Here is a 13225-nt window from a genome sequence, read left to right as displayed (position 1 = left end):
GCCGCGGCGGCCTTGTCGGCCACCGCGGCGACCCATGGCCATCCCTTCGACCGCTTCCTCTGAGTGTCATTTGCATAGCCTCAAATATGACACATAAACAGATGGGTGTTAAGGGCTTCCGGAGAACGAATCTATCGTTTGAATTTACCGGCGCCGGGACGAGGCGTTGCCGAAGAGCCAAAGCCGCTGCACCGGCGTCCGGTGGAATGAAAAGTTGGACGGGGAACTCGCAATAACCTCCCGCTCGTGTGGCAAGCCGACGCGGCCACGGATCGGCCCGACCCGAAACGCTACGCCGCCAGCGCGCCGACCGAAAGCGCTCCCCCTTGGCACCCCCGACCCAGGCGGCCCTGGTTCGGGCAGGCACGCTACCGCAGGCAAGCGCCACGGTGACCCGTGCTTGGCCCGAAGAACCCAGGCCGGTGGCCAAGCACACGACGAATATTTTGTGGCGCCAACGCCCAACGCCTAATATTATGGGCATTTAATGGAGAAATGCCTACTCCAATGAGCAAGTTTGAGACTCCGATGCAAGTTGCCGAACAGGTGACCCAGCTCGGCCAGCGCATTCGGATCGCGCGCATCCGTCGCAGTTGGTCCGTCGCTTATCTGGCAAACAAGGCCGGCATCAACCGCAACACGCTGACCGCGCTGGAATTGGGCAAGCCCGGAACGGCCGTCGGAGTGTGCTTCACAGTGCTGTGGGCCCTGGGGTTGGACCGAACCCTGGACGGCGTCGCCGATCCCGATGCCGACCTGCATGGCAAGGCGCTCGAAGCCGCACGACGTCCCGCACGTGCAGGCAAGCCACGCAAAGCGAGCGACGACTATGACTTCTGAACGAAAGGCCTACGTCTACCTCCAGCTTCCCGGCACCCTGGAGACGGTGCCGGCGGCGTTGCTGCGCGTCCAAACCTTGCCAGATGGCACGCAGATCGGCCGATTCCGCTACGGCAATCGCTATCTTGCGAGGCCCGAAGCGGTGGCGCTCGATCCGTTCCGACTACCTCTGGCCAAGGAAGTCTTCGAGTTCACACAGCTCAAGGGTATTCCGAGTGCAGTACGCGACGCCGCGCCCGATGCCTGGGGGCGGCGCGTCATCGAACACAAGCTGGAGCAGAGCCCGGCAGATCTCCAGGACCATGCCGGGCTTAATCCCGCCAGCGCTCGGCAGCCTGATCGTCACTCGCGCGCGCAGCGACCCAGCGCGCACCTTGCGGCGTCACTTCGCGCTTCCAGAATGGCGCACGCGTTTTCAGGTAGTCGATGAGGAACTCGCAGGCGGCAAAAGCTTCACCACGGTGCGCGCCGGCCACCGCGACGAGGACGATCTGGTCGCCCGGCAGCAAGCGACCGACGCGGTGGATGACGATCGCGTCGATGAGCTTCCAGCGGCGTCCGGCTTCGCCGACCATCGCTGCAAGCGCTTTCTCGGTCATTCCTGGGTAATGTTCGAGGGTCATCTCCGAGACCCCGGCGCCGTCGCTGGCCGCTCGCACGACACCGACAAAGGACACTAGCGCACCGATCTGTGGTCGATCCCGGCGTAGCGCCGCCAGCTCTGAGCCGACGTCGAAATCAGCCTCCTGAACGCGAACCATCATTTCAACCGCCGGTCACCGGCGGAAAGAAAGCGACCTCGTCCCCCGCCCCGATCGGTGCATCGCGCCCGACCATTTCCTGATTGACCGCCTGACGCAGGTTCCTGATCTCCGCCAGGTGCTCCCATGCGCCGCCCCGTTGCGCGAGAAACCCGAGCAGACCGGCGACATCCACCACCCCGGCCGGCAGCGGCAACTCTTCGCTCCCCTGTCCGAGTTGCTCGCGGACGCTCGCGAAGTACAGAATCTTCAGCATCATTCGCCCTCCAGGTTCAGTTCAGCAAGGCTGAAAACGGCAGGAAGCGCACCATGTCGCCGCGTCGGATCATCTGCTGCGGCGGGTTATCGATCAGGCCATCGCCCCATACCGCCGAACTCAGGACTGCCGCTCCCTGGTTGGCGAAGATCTCCACGCCGCCGTCGGCATGGCTTCTTGCACGCAGGAACTCGCGCCGGGCATCGGGTCGCAACCAGTCGAAATCGGCGCGCAGCCGGTAGCTCGGTGGGGTAATTCGATGCACGCCCTGCATTTTCAATAGAAAAGGCCGCACCAGCATGAGGAAGGTGATCAGGCAGGAAACCGGGTTTCCCGGCAAACCGATGCACGCCACCTCGCTTCCGGGCGAACCGATCTGTCCAAATGCCAGGGGTTTGCCGGGCTTGATGGCGATCTTCCACATCTCGATCCGACCCTCCGCCGCAACGGCGGCTTTGACGTGATCCTCTTCGCCGACGGAAACGCCGCCCGAACTGAGCACCAGGTCATTGTCGATCGCGGCTGCGCGCAGCGCCTGGCGCGTCGCCGGCAGATCGTCGGGCACCTGCCCGAGATCACGCACGACGCAACCCAATGGCTGCAGCAGGGCGGTGAGCAGGAAACGGTTGGCATTGTAGATCGCGCCCGGCGGCAGCGGCTCACCGGGCATGCGCAGTTCATCACCCGTAAACAATACGGCCACTCGCAAGCGGCGGAAAACCGGCAGTTCGGCGATTCCCACCGACGCCGCCAGGGCGGTATCCTGGGGTCGCAGGCGCAGCCCGGCAGGGAGAATCTCGCTCCCGGCGGCAATGTCGCTCCCGGCGCGGCGAATATGTTCGCCCGCTTGCGGCCGATGGTTGATCAGCACCGCATCGTCGGCGTGTTCACAAAGCTCCTGCATCACCACTGCGTCGGCCCCGGCCGGTATCGGCGCACCGGTGAAGATCCGGGCAGCGGTTCCTGGCTGCAGCGGTGTACCGACGCTGCCCGCCGGAATGCGCTGCGAAACCGGCAGGCGGCTCGGCAAGCGTGGCACATCGGCAATGGCCAGCGCATAGCCGTCCATCGCCGAGTTGTCGAGCAGCGGCGCATCGACCGTCGCCTGCTGTGCCCGCGCCAGCACGCGCCCGGCGGCAGCCAGCGTCGGCAGGCAGCGAACTTCTGAAACGGTCCGGGCACTGGTCAGCAAGCGTGCCAGCGCCTCATCAAAGGACAGCATGCGTTTTCCCTCCCAGTTGAAGAGTGCCGAGGATGAAGCGGACGATCGCTTCCGGATCGTTCAGGTCCAGCCGCGCCAGATGCGCCGGCAGTGTCAGCGATTGCAGGGCATCCGAGGCGACAGCGACGATGTGCTGCTGCTGTGGCCATAGCGGCGGCTTGCCGTTGCCGGGCCGATACACTTCGAGCTTCGGGATCGCCTCGTCCTTGAAACCCTCGACGAGAACCAGGTCGCACGGCGACAAGTGTGCGACATATTCCTCGAGCGTCGGCTCGGGAGCGCCGCGTAACTCGCTCATCAATACCCAGCGCGCACTGCTGGCCAGCAGCACTTCGCCAGCCCCTGCCGCGCGGTGGCGAAACGAGTCTTTCCCCGGCTGGTCGATGTCGAAATGGTGGTGCGCGTGCTTGAGCACAGCGACGCGCAGCCCGATCCCGGTCATTCGCGGCAGCAGTTTTTCCAGCAAGGTCGTCTTGCCGGCGCCGGAGTAGCCGGCAATACCAAACAGTTTCATTCTTTGCTTCCGCTTGGGCAGGGTACCGGGAAAACCGCCGCAAAGCCGCCGCCACGGGTCCGGAAATTGGTCGTCTGGCCACGGTACAGTCGCGCCGACACCAGTTGAACCGCACCACGATAAACGTAGTTACGCAGATCGAGCTTGAAATCGTGCGGCACGCCATCGATCAGCAGACGCCGCTCGGAAGGGGTGACCACCGCCTGTGCGATATAGCCACCGCTGGCGATTTCGGCAAATACGCGCCGGGTCAGCTTGTCGCCGCGATAGGCCGCCTTGCCGCCGTAACCGGCGGCCGGTTTGAAAAACCACTGCTTGCGACCGGCCCAGAAGGCATCGGCCTGCTCAGGGCGCACCTGCAGAGTACGCGGAATGCTACCGGCCAGCAACTTGCGCTCGTCCTCGCGCAAGCCGATCGTTGCCAGCCAGTCGTCGTCGCCGAAAGCCTGCAGGTTGCGCTTGTCGGCAAACAGCGCATGCGCCTGCGGATGCGGCGTGACCACCACGGCATCGCTCAAGTACGCTGCACGCAACGCCGCACTCTGCGGTTCGGCCAGAGCAAAATCGGTCAGCCGGTTGTAGACCAGGTCGATGGGCTGCCCGCGGCAGCACAGGCGTTCGCCGTCGAAGGTCAGTTCCGTCACGTCGGCCACCAGCGCAGCGATGCCATTCGCCTCGAAGAGTTGCCGGAAGAGTGCAAATTCGGGCGCCAGATACTGTTCATCGAGCTGCGCATCGACAATCGCGATGCGCGCCAGCGGCCGCTGTGAAGCATCGTGATCACCGCGAGCCAGCCGCCACTCCTCGCGAAACATCGCCAGAAAGGTTTCCTCGACCGGCATCGGCGCCGGCATCATCCGCGCCACCGCTGCGCAGCACGCACGCTGTGCATGCAACAAGCGAGCGTTGAGCAGCGCGCCGCCGGCGTTCGTATTGACTTCGATCAGATGCGGACCGTCTGCGCCGAGGTGAAAGTCATACCCCAGGAAAACGCCGGCGGCACCGGGCGAATGCCGCGCCAGCGGCGGCGCGTAGGCGAGCACGCGTTCGCGATACGCCGGCAAGGCCACCAGCCGTTCGAGCAAGGCGATGATCCGTGCCATACGCGCGAGATGCTCGGTGCTGACGAAAACCATGCTGTCCGAAAACAGATGCGGTCGCGTCGCCAGCAGTTCAGCGTGCGAGAACGTTCCGTTGCCTTTTTCGAGCGCGCGCTGCAAGGATCGATGATCGACCGAGATGCAGGCGCAGCCGCGATTGAGCAGTTCAGCCGCCGCAGCGCAGTCCAGCGGCAAGAGATCGGCAGCAGCCTGGAGAGGGGGGGTCATGCGGATCAGGCGACCGCCGCCGGGGCAAAGAAAGCCAGAGCGTCAGCGAGCTCGCGAGTTCTCTTCATCGGCGGCAGGCTTCGCCAGACACGCTTGCCATAGGGTTTGCTGAGCAGGCGCGGATCGCAGATCATCAACACCCCGCGGTCGGTTTCATCGCGAATCAGGCGACCTGCCCCTTGTTTGACGTTGATCACTGCGCGCGGCAACTGGTACTCCAGGAAAGGATTGCGGCCTTCGTTGCGGAGTTTCTCGATACGCGCCGAAAGTACCGGGTCGTCCGGCGGCGCAAACGGCAGCTTGTCGATGACCACCAGCGACAGCGCTTCGCCGCGCACATCGACCCCTTCCCAGAAACTCTGGCTGCCGATCAGGATGGCATTGCCCAGGCTGCGAAAGCGTTCGAGCAATTCGTTCTTGCTGCGCTCGCCTTGCAACAGCAAAGGCAGATCGAGTCCGTCGCGCTGCAGCCACTCGCTGAGCAACTCGTGCGTTCGGCGCATCGCGCGCAGCGAGGTACACAGAAAAAAAAGCCCGGCCAGCGCTCGCCTGGAGTACCGGAAACGCGGCCTCGACGACCGCCTCGGCATACTCCGGGCGGTTCGGATCAGGCAGGTTGCGCGGTGCGTAGAGCAGCGCCTGTCGAGGGTAGTCGAAGGGACTCTCCCAACGCGCCGAATCGGCGTCGCCGAGCCCCATCTCGGCACAGTAATGGGAAAAACTGTCCTGCACGGCAAGTGTCGCCGAAGTGAAGATCCAGGCGCGCGGATGGCCGCTCATCTGCTTCTGCATGATCTCGGCGATCACCAGCGGCGTCGCGTTGAGCTGCAGTGAGTGGCTATAGGTCTCTGCCCAGCGAACGAAATCCGGGTTCGCCCCACTCTGCCAGGCCTGCAGGCGCACCAGCAAATTGGTGGCGCGCCGCCAGCAGCTTTCCAGACCCTCGGCACGCTGTGCCTGCGTCTCCAGCAATGCAGCCAGCACTTCCAGCTCGCAAAGCACGCCGCTCAAGCCATCGGCGAAACCGGCGCGCGCTTCGAGTTGCTGCAGCGCGTAGCGCGCTGGCTCGACTGGCAAGGCCAGCCGCAGGTCGCGAGCGGCTTTTTCGAGCAGCGCACAGCACTTCGGCAGATCCAGGCAGTCGCGCGCCGAGGCCAGACCTTCGAGCTGCGTATCGCGGGTCAGTTCGAGGAGCTGCGCGGTCGAGATGCTGTCGCCAAAGAACAGGCTGGCAACTTCCGGCAATTGGTGTGCTTCGTCAAAGATCACCGTGTTGCAGGCGGGAAGCAGTTCGGCAGTTCCTTCGTCGCGGAGCATCACGTCGGCGAAGAACAGGTGATGGTTGACCACCACCAGGTCGGCGGCCAGCGCTTCGCGGCGTGCAGCGAGGACGAAGCACTCCTTGTGCTTCGGGCAGTCCTGACCGAGGCAGTTGTCGCGAGTGGAAGTGACCATCGCCCACACCGTCGCATTCTCGGGAACCCCGGCACACTCGGCTTTGTCACCGCTGCGGGTCTTCCTGGCAAAGCGCGCGATACGCTGCGCATAGGCGGCGTCGTCACGCGAAAGGAAACGGCCATCGGAAAGCGAAAGTTCAAGGTGGTAATGACACAGGTAGTTGGCTCGCCCCTTGAGCAGTGCCACCTTGACCGGTGACTTGAGCGCCTTGCGGATGGTCGGGATGTCGCGTGTGAAAAGCTGATCCTGCAGGTTGCGGGTGCCCGTCGACACAATCACCTTGCCCCCCGAAAGCAGTGCTGGCACCAGATAGGCATAGGTCTTGCCCGTGCCGGTCCCGGCCTCGGCAATCAGCACCTGATTGCCCGCCATCGCGGCAGCGATGCGCTCGGCCAGTTCAAGCTGCTGGGGGCGCAGGCGATAACCGGGGACACCGGTCGCCAGCGGCCCGGCGGCGGAAAAGACATCGGAGAGCAGAGCGGTCATGGATGGATCGTCAAGAGCAGCGCGAATGCTAACAGAAGCCGGTGTTGCCGACCCGCCCGCCAGGCGGCTCGGCAACAAATAATGTGCTTTTCCGGCCTATAATGGCCGATTTTTTCGGGTCCGCTCATGTGGTTCAAAAATCTTCACCTCTACCGCCTGCCCAGGAACTGGGCCGCTGACGCCGAGCAACTTGCAGAACAACTCGGCAAACTGACTCTGCAAGGATGCAACGCAACCGATCCGCGCAGCATCGGCTGGGTCGCGCCGCGGGACGGCAGCGCACTCGTCCATTCCGTCAACCAGCAGTGGCTGCTCGCCCTCGGGGTCGAGGAAAAACTGCTGCCGGCCTCGATCGTCAAACGCTTTGCCAGCGACAAGGCCAAGGAGATCGAGGAAGCTGAAGGCCGCCGTATCGGCCGTCGCGAGATGCGCGAGATCCAGCAGGAAATGACTCTCGAACTGCTGCCGCGTGCCTTCATCCGCAGCCGCAGCACCTATGGCTGGATCGACCCGATCAACGGCTGGCTGGTCATCGACTCCGCCTCACCGGCAAAAGCCGAGGAGTTTCTTGAGCATCTGCACAAATCGCTCGATGCCCTGCCGGCCAAGGTGCTCAAAGTGACGCAATCCGCATCGGCAGCGATGACCGGCTGGGTAGCCGACGGCGAAGCACCCGTCGGTTTCACCCTCGACCAGGATCTCGAGTTGCGCTCGACCGACAAGGCCAGCGTGCGCTATGTCAATCACACGCTCGAAGGGGAAGAGATCCGCCAGCATATCGCCGCCGGCAAGATCGTCACCCGCCTGGCAATGACCTGGAACGACCGTATTTCCTTTGTGCTCAACGACCAGTTGCAGATCAGGCGCCTCGCCTTCCTGGACATCCTCAAGGAACAGGCCGAAGGCCAGGGCGAGAATGCCGATGAACGCTTCGACATCGATTTCACCCTGATGACCGGAGAAGTGGCGCAGTTGCTCGATGACCTGGTCGCTGCGCTGGGTGGAGAAGCGGCGGCAATGGCGTAGGCGGAACCGACCGCCTCTGCTCCCCACAACCGCAGCATTCCCCTATTGAAAACCAGGGCCCTGCTACTGCGCCCAGGGCCTGGACGTTCCGATCGTCTACGAAAGCTTCAGCACCTCCTTGATTTCGTTCAGGCTCGCGGGGATTCGCTTGACGATGGCGTCGGTGGCCTGCTGATTGGCCTTGCCCACGATGTCCGCAAGTTCGCGCATCTCGCCGACTGCGGTCTCGAAAGCTTTCCTGGCCAACTCGGCCTCCGCTGCCGCGATCTCCTGCGGCGAGCCACCCTTGGTCAAGCCGCTGATCGCTGCGGTCAATTCCTGCATCGTCTCCTGCAGGATCTTTACTTGCCACTCCCCGACCGCTTTCATCCCTGCAAGTGCTGCACGGTTGGAGGCGCTCAGGGCTTCGAGGTTATCGCGCTGACTCGCCACCAGAGCGTCCATGTTTACGCCCGGCACCTTGAGGCCGGCCATGATGTTCAGAAGCTCTTCGCTGCCCTTGGTCACGTCCATGCTCGAGATTGCCTTGCTCCAATCGCTCAATAGTTTGGAAAGGTCTGTCATTTTCAGTTCCTCCGCTTCACATACGATTCAATCTACCCAAACAGCGTTCGTTCGGCATTCGACATCCACCTCTTGCCGAGACGCTGACCCTTGCTCCTCAACATTACTCGGCTGGCACGTCGAGCAGTCGCTGTCCTCCAGCGAGAATGTTGATCATCTGTGCCACCGCCTTGATCTGATCAGAAGTAGCTGCACGATATTCCTTGAGCACTCCGGCGACTGGCATAGGTCGGCCACGTCATCTGAAGCACGCTCATTTAACGGGAAATATGTTGCAGCGCAATATCCAGAATAGTTCAAGATCGGGGAATGTCAACGGAAATCGATGCGCTCCGGATTCCGGTACTTGCCCCAGGCGCTCCAGCTGAAGACCAACAGTCCCAGCCAGATCAACCCGAAACTGAGCAACTGTGCGGCCCGCATCGGTTCGCCGAAAAGCCAGATCGCGGTGACGAACTGCAGCGTCGGATTGATGTACATCAGCATACCAACGGTTGCCAGGTCGAGTCGCTGCGCGGCAGCGGCGAAGGCCAGCAGCGGCAGCGCGGTGAGCGCGCCGGCACCGATCAACAGCCAGGAAGTAGAAAGGTCGTGACCGGTGAACACCGCATGACCGTTGCCGGCCTGCCAGAAGGCGTAGAGCGCGCAAACCGGCAACATCGCCAAGGTTTCCAGCCACAGGCCGGAGACGGCATCGACCGGGAGTTGCTTGCGCACCAGGCCATAGGTACCGAAGGTGCCGGCAAGGACCAGCGAAACCCACGGCAGACCACCGATGGCGACGATTTCGTTGGCCATCGCCGCCAGAGCCAGGGCAACCGAAAGCCACTCCAGCCGGTTCAGTCGCTCCTTGAGCACGAGCAGGCCGAGCAGGACGTTGACCAGTGGCGTCAGAAAGTAGCCAAGGCTGGAAGCTACGACCTGCCGATTGGCCACCGCCCACAGGAAAACCAGCCAGTTGCTGCCGATCAGCAGCGCCGCGACCGTCAGCATCAACAACTGCCGCCAGCTCCGGAAGACCGCAGCGACCTTGTGCCATTGCCTGCGCAGTGTCAGCAGCAGGCCGACAAATACGCAGGCCCAGATGGCGCGGTTGCTCAACACATCCATCGGCGAAACATGCGCGAGCTGGCGGAAGAACAGCGGAAAGAATCCCCAGATGCCATAGGCGAGCAGGCCGCAGGCGATGCCGACCAGGTGACGCTGGGGATTCACCGGTTCAGCGTTGCCGACGCAGAATGCCGAGTGCTGCCGAGCGGTAGTCGCGCCGGTAGAGCACCAGCAGAATCAGCACCGCGAGGATGCCGAGCAGCAGTGGACTGAGCAGCCAGCCCGAGGCCGCGAGGCCGAAATAATAGGCACGGATACCGCGATTGAAGTCGTCACCGGCAAGATTGTTGGCACCAGCCAGGCGGCGCGCATAGCTTTCGATACCGGCATCCCCGCGCTCGCCCAGCGGTGCCGCCCCAACCAGGATCGAGAGCAGGTTGAACTGCCGCAGCGACCAGGTGAATTTGAAGTAGGCGTAGACGAAACTCGCCAGTACCAGCATCAGCTTGATCTCCAGAAGTTCCCGGTTGCCCGCACCGGACAAGGCCAGGTCGCTGGTGAAGTTCAGCAGCTTGTCGGCAGCGCCAAGTGCGGCGACCAGGCCGGCGATGATATAGATGGTGGTATTGGCGTAGAAAGTGACGCTGTTCACCAGATTGCCGATCAGTGTCGAGTCGGTGACCCGCACCTCGCGTGCCAGCATCCGGTAAGCCCATTCCAGCCGGAATTCACGGGTGCTGCTGATCAGCCCCCCGGATGCCCAGCGGCTATGCTCGGAAAACCAGCCGTAACCGGCCCAGCAGGAGAAAAAAACGAAGAGCACCAGCCAGTCGGCAATCGCCAGATGGTGGAGTGCACCAGACACTTAGGGTAGCGCCGGCGCTTCGAAGTGTTCCTCGCTGGTCAGCGTATGCAGGAAAGCGACGAGTTGTCGGATCTCCTGATCGGAAAGTTTGCGGTCAACCAGCAGCGCACTCTTGCTGGCATCCGTCTTGCCGCCTGATGCCATGTAGCGCACGGCCTGCTCCAGGTCGGCGACGCTGCCGTCGTGGAAATACGGACCGGAAATGCCGACCGAACGCAGCGTTGGCGTCTTGAATGCTGACCTGTCTTGCGGATCCTTGGTCACCCCATAGCGGCCGGGGTCGGGATTGGCCTTGCCGGCTTCAAGCCCGATGTTATGGAACTGGCTGTCGCTGTAGAGCGGCGGCTGGTGGCAGGTGGCACAGCCCGCCTTGCCGACGAAGAGTTCGTAACCGGCCAGCGCATCGGCCGAGACGGCCATCTGGTCGCCGGCTGCATGACGATCCCAGGGAGCCTCGCCGCTATTGAGCGTACGCAGGAAAGCGGCCAGCGCCTTGGCAATATTGTCGGCGTCCGGCGCGCTGCCGAAGACTTTCCGGAACTCAACCTGGTAGCCGGGTACCGCAGCGATCACCGCAGCGGCTTTGGCCGGATCGGCACCGATCTGTGCCTTCCAGGCGGCATTGACCTGAGCTTCGAGCGTCCTGGCACGGCCGTCCCAATACCAACTGGTGTAGTAGCCGGTGTTGTACACGCTGGGCGTATGGCGCGTGTTCATGCCGCCACCGACCTTGCGCGACAGCGGCAGCGCGTCGGTCCAGCCGAGGGAGCGGTAGTGACAACCCTGGCAGGCCATGCTGCCGTCGCCCGAGAGACGCGGATCGAAGAAAAGCTGCTTGCCGAGCGCCGCTTTTTCCGGCGTCGTCGGATTGTCAACCGGGTCGGGAGGTGCCGGCAAAGCCGAAGAGCGGACGTAGCCTGCGCCGCCCTGCGGCAGCGCGACACAACCGATCAGCGCGGCGGCGAGGGCTGCGGCGAGAAGCCGGTAAAGGAATGTCGGTTTCATCTTGTCTCCTCCTGGGTTGGTCACGGCGAATGGGGTAACACTGCCGAAACCCGGCAGGAGCGACAGTGAAGACTGGAAATTACCGCACCACCATCAACCATTACCATGTCTTGCGCACCCTGCAGGCAATGTTCGGGCTGGCACCGATTGAAAATACCGCCGCCGTGGCGCCGATCACCAACATCTGGACGACCAGGTGAGCACGCGGCGGCGGTGTAGGACTACTTGCCGGCTGCTTCTCGCTTCTGGCGGGAGGTCGCCATCAGCGTCGCTTCGCCATCGATGACCACCTTGTCACCCACGGTGCACACGGTATCGACGACCACACGCGACTTCTCGGTGATGACCTCCTTGACCGTCACCTTGGCATGGACCGTTTCACCCGGACGCACCGGCGCGCGGAAGCGCAAGGACTGGCTCATGTAAATCGTGCCAGGCCCGGGTAAACGATTGCCCAGCACCGCTGAAATCAGGCTCGCGGACAACATTCCGTGTGCGATGCGGCCGCCAAACATGGTGGTTTTTGCAAAATCTTCATCCATGTGCACCGCATTGACGTCCGTCGATACCCCGGCAAACAAAACGAGGTCGGCATCCGTAATGGTCTTGGCGATTTCTGCGCTCATACCGACGGACAAATCTTCAATATCGTAACCGTTCTGGGGATTCATCAAAGTCCTTTCTCGTGATTATCAGCGCGGGTATGGCCGCGCCCAGTAAATACGGCGCTCGCCCTTGCCAGCGCCAGTCGATTTTATTGAGGTTTCCGGATGCCTTGAACCTGGTTCGTCGCAAGGACAGGCATTACCACCGGATGACGACAAGTATATATCCTAAGCCATCATAATGACGATTTTGCCCGTAGATTTGCGCGTCACCACTTGATTGAGCGCTTCGACTGCCTGAGCCAGTGGGTAGGTCGCCGAAACATGCGGCTTGATCGCGCCGTCCAGATACCATTGCATCAGTGTCCGAAAACTCTCGGTCATCACCTGCGGATTCAATTCCACATAGGCTGGCCAGTTGACACCGATCACGTCCACATTCTTGACCAGCAGATGATTGGCGGGAATCTGCGGTACGGCGCCGCCCGCAAAACCAATGATCAGGATGCGCCCTTCAAAGGCGATGCTGCGTAGCGAAGCGGTGAATAACTCACCGCCAACCGGATCGTAGACCACGTCGGCACCACGACCGTCGGTGAATTCCCTGATCCGCGTCCGCAGGTCCTCTTGGCCGGAATCAATCAGATGATCCGCGCCGTGTGCGCGGGCCACCTGCAGCTTTTCCGGGCCGTTGGCCGTGGCGATGACCGTCGCCCCCAATTGCTTGCCAATGGCAACGGCGGTCAATCCGACACCGCCGGATGCGCCATGCACCACCAGAGTCTCCCCGGCCCGCAAGCGTGCCCGATGCCACAAGGCCAGATGCGAGGTACCGAATACCACGGGAAAAGCCGCGCCGTGTTCCCAGGACATCGCCGCCGGCATCGGCACACAGCGCTCGATGTCCGCAATGACCTGCTCGGCATAGCCGCCATGCGGCGTCATGGCGATCACCCGATCCCCGATGGCGATTCCGCCGACGCCAGTGCCCAATTCCATCACCTCTCCGGAAACTTCAAAGCCGGGAGTGAAGGGTGGTGCTGGCTGCTTCTGGTATTGGCCACGGGTGATCAGGCTATCAGCGAAGTTGACCCCACAGGCACGGACACGGACACGCACCTGGCCGGGTCCGGGGCGCGGTTCCGGAACTTCATCCAGCCGCAACGCGGCCGGACCGGTGAGTTCATGGCAGACGATGGCTTGCATGGCGGAATAATCTCCATCGTGTCAAAAAAATCCCTTCTC

The 13225-nt window shown here is 62.7% G+C and carries 15 protein-coding genes and 1 pseudogene; 3 read left to right on the top strand and 13 right to left on the bottom strand.

The features are described from left to right. The first annotated feature begins 528 nt into the window (after positions 1–528). Positions 529–840: a helix-turn-helix domain-containing protein gene (locus tag E4Q08_RS05225; RefSeq protein WP_248594700.1), complete on the top strand. Its 312-nt coding sequence runs from the start codon at positions 529–531 to the stop codon at positions 838–840. 311 nt (positions 841–1151) lie between these two features. Here the strand turns inward: E4Q08_RS05225 and moaE are convergent, their stop codons facing one another. From moaE to yoaA, 6 genes and pseudogenes are all read right to left on the bottom strand, one after another. After that, on the bottom strand, positions 1152–1604 hold the full coding sequence (gene moaE / locus E4Q08_RS05220) for a molybdopterin synthase catalytic subunit MoaE (protein WP_169069596.1): 453 nt from the start codon (positions 1602–1604) through the stop codon (positions 1152–1154). Position 1605: 1 nt separating this feature from the next. Further along, positions 1606–1860, bottom strand: coding sequence for a molybdopterin converting factor subunit 1 (moaD, locus tag E4Q08_RS05215; RefSeq protein WP_169069595.1), 255 nt, complete (start codon positions 1858–1860; stop codon positions 1606–1608). A gap of 13 nt (positions 1861–1873) precedes the next feature. Further along, positions 1874–3079, bottom strand: a complete 1206-nt coding sequence (locus E4Q08_RS05210; protein WP_169069594.1) for a molybdopterin molybdotransferase MoeA — start codon at positions 3077–3079, stop codon at positions 1874–1876. Further along, positions 3066–3593 carry a molybdopterin-guanine dinucleotide biosynthesis protein B gene (gene mobB, locus E4Q08_RS05205; RefSeq protein WP_169069593.1) on the bottom strand — a complete coding sequence of 176 codons (528 nt, stop codon included), beginning with the start codon at positions 3591–3593 and terminating at the stop codon, positions 3066–3068. Before mobB ends, E4Q08_RS05210 begins: the two co-directional genes overlap by 14 nt. Then, the gene (locus E4Q08_RS05200) at positions 3590–4921 is read right to left on the bottom strand and encodes a hypothetical protein (RefSeq protein ID WP_169069592.1); all 1332 of its coding nucleotides are present in this window, start codon (positions 4919–4921) and stop codon (positions 3590–3592) included. The genes mobB and E4Q08_RS05200 overlap by 4 nt, the downstream gene beginning before the upstream one ends. Positions 4922–4926: 5 nt before the next feature. Then, positions 4927–6865 (bottom strand): annotated as a pseudogene (yoaA, locus tag E4Q08_RS05195) (DNA repair helicase YoaA). A 126-nt stretch (positions 6866–6991) separates the two neighbouring features. Here yoaA and E4Q08_RS05190 point away from each other — a divergent pair. Continuing rightward, a complete protein-coding gene (locus E4Q08_RS05190) occupies positions 6992–7891 on the top strand; it encodes a recombination-associated protein RdgC (RefSeq protein ID WP_169069591.1) in 900 nt (299 codons plus the stop codon). Positions 7892–7987: 96 nt separating this feature from the next. On the opposite strand, the gene E4Q08_RS05185 is transcribed toward E4Q08_RS05190, so the two are convergent. The 5 genes from E4Q08_RS05185 to E4Q08_RS05170 form a co-directional block, all read right to left on the bottom strand. Continuing rightward, positions 7988–8455, bottom strand: a complete 468-nt coding sequence (locus E4Q08_RS05185; protein ID WP_169069590.1) for a phasin family protein — start codon at positions 8453–8455, stop codon at positions 7988–7990. A 103-nt stretch (positions 8456–8558) separates the two neighbouring features. Next, positions 8559–8681 (bottom strand): hypothetical protein, encoded by a 123-nt coding sequence (locus E4Q08_RS25415; RefSeq protein WP_256435955.1) that lies wholly within the window; start codon positions 8679–8681, stop codon positions 8559–8561. An 86-nt stretch (positions 8682–8767) separates the two neighbouring features. Then, positions 8768–9670 (bottom strand): EamA family transporter RarD, encoded by a 903-nt coding sequence (gene rarD, locus E4Q08_RS05180; RefSeq protein ID WP_169069589.1) that lies wholly within the window; start codon positions 9668–9670, stop codon positions 8768–8770. A 4-nt stretch (positions 9671–9674) separates the two neighbouring features. Further along, positions 9675–10370, bottom strand: a complete 696-nt coding sequence (locus E4Q08_RS05175) for a DUF599 domain-containing protein (RefSeq protein ID WP_169069588.1) — start codon at positions 10368–10370, stop codon at positions 9675–9677. Beyond that, positions 10371–11375, bottom strand: coding sequence for a cytochrome-c peroxidase (locus E4Q08_RS05170; protein WP_169069587.1), 1005 nt, complete (start codon positions 11373–11375; stop codon positions 10371–10373). Between the two features lie 65 nt (positions 11376–11440). Between E4Q08_RS05170 and E4Q08_RS25410 the strand changes: the two genes are divergently transcribed. Then, positions 11441–11575, top strand: coding sequence for a hypothetical protein (locus E4Q08_RS25410; RefSeq protein ID WP_256435954.1), 135 nt, complete (start codon positions 11441–11443; stop codon positions 11573–11575). A 21-nt stretch (positions 11576–11596) separates the two neighbouring features. Here E4Q08_RS25410 and E4Q08_RS05165 read toward each other — a convergent pair whose 3' ends face one another. Both E4Q08_RS05165 and E4Q08_RS05160 read right to left on the bottom strand, forming a co-directional pair. Next, positions 11597–12046, bottom strand: coding sequence for a MaoC family dehydratase (locus E4Q08_RS05165; protein ID WP_034912642.1), 450 nt, complete (start codon positions 12044–12046; stop codon positions 11597–11599). A gap of 162 nt (positions 12047–12208) precedes the next feature. Further along, positions 12209–13186, bottom strand: a complete 978-nt coding sequence (locus E4Q08_RS05160; protein WP_034912637.1) for an NADPH:quinone oxidoreductase family protein — start codon at positions 13184–13186, stop codon at positions 12209–12211. Positions 13187–13225 lie beyond the last annotated feature (39 nt).

The sequence above is a fragment of the Candidatus Accumulibacter contiguus genome, from assembly GCF_012940005.1.
Classification (GTDB): domain Bacteria; phylum Pseudomonadota; class Gammaproteobacteria; order Burkholderiales; family Rhodocyclaceae; genus Accumulibacter; species Accumulibacter contiguus.
The sequence above is the reverse complement of the archived record's forward strand: the minus strand, read 5'-3'. Positions and strand labels throughout refer to the sequence as shown.

Excerpts from the sequence above, each read along its gene's own strand:
- E4Q08_RS05185 (WP_169069590.1), bottom strand. The coding sequence starts at position 8,455 with ATGACAGACCTTTCCAAACTATTGAGCGATTGGAGCAAGGCAATCTCG.
- E4Q08_RS05165 (WP_034912642.1), bottom strand. The coding sequence starts at position 12,046 with ATGAATCCCCAGAACGGTTACGATATTGAAGATTTGTCCGTCGGTATG.
- E4Q08_RS05190 (WP_169069591.1), top strand. The coding sequence starts at position 6,992 with ATGTGGTTCAAAAATCTTCACCTCTACCGCCTGCCCAGGAACTGGGCC.
- E4Q08_RS05200 (WP_169069592.1), bottom strand. The coding sequence starts at position 4,921 with ATGACCCCCCCTCTCCAGGCTGCTGCCGATCTCTTGCCGCTGGACTGC.
- E4Q08_RS25415 (WP_256435955.1), bottom strand. The coding sequence starts at position 8,681 with ATGCCAGTCGCCGGAGTGCTCAAGGAATATCGTGCAGCTACTTCTGAT.
- mobB (WP_169069593.1), bottom strand. The coding sequence starts at position 3,593 with ATGAAACTGTTTGGTATTGCCGGCTACTCCGGCGCCGGCAAGACGACC.
- E4Q08_RS05210 (WP_169069594.1), bottom strand. The coding sequence starts at position 3,079 with ATGCTGTCCTTTGATGAGGCGCTGGCACGCTTGCTGACCAGTGCCCGG.
- E4Q08_RS05160 (WP_034912637.1), bottom strand. The coding sequence starts at position 13,186 with ATGCAAGCCATCGTCTGCCATGAACTCACCGGTCCGGCCGCGTTGCGG.
- E4Q08_RS05225 (WP_248594700.1), top strand. The coding sequence starts at position 529 with ATGCAAGTTGCCGAACAGGTGACCCAGCTCGGCCAGCGCATTCGGATC.
- moaD (WP_169069595.1), bottom strand. The coding sequence starts at position 1,860 with ATGATGCTGAAGATTCTGTACTTCGCGAGCGTCCGCGAGCAACTCGGA.
- E4Q08_RS05170 (WP_169069587.1), bottom strand. The coding sequence starts at position 11,375 with ATGAAACCGACATTCCTTTACCGGCTTCTCGCCGCAGCCCTCGCCGCC.
- moaE (WP_169069596.1), bottom strand. The coding sequence starts at position 1,604 with ATGATGGTTCGCGTTCAGGAGGCTGATTTCGACGTCGGCTCAGAGCTG.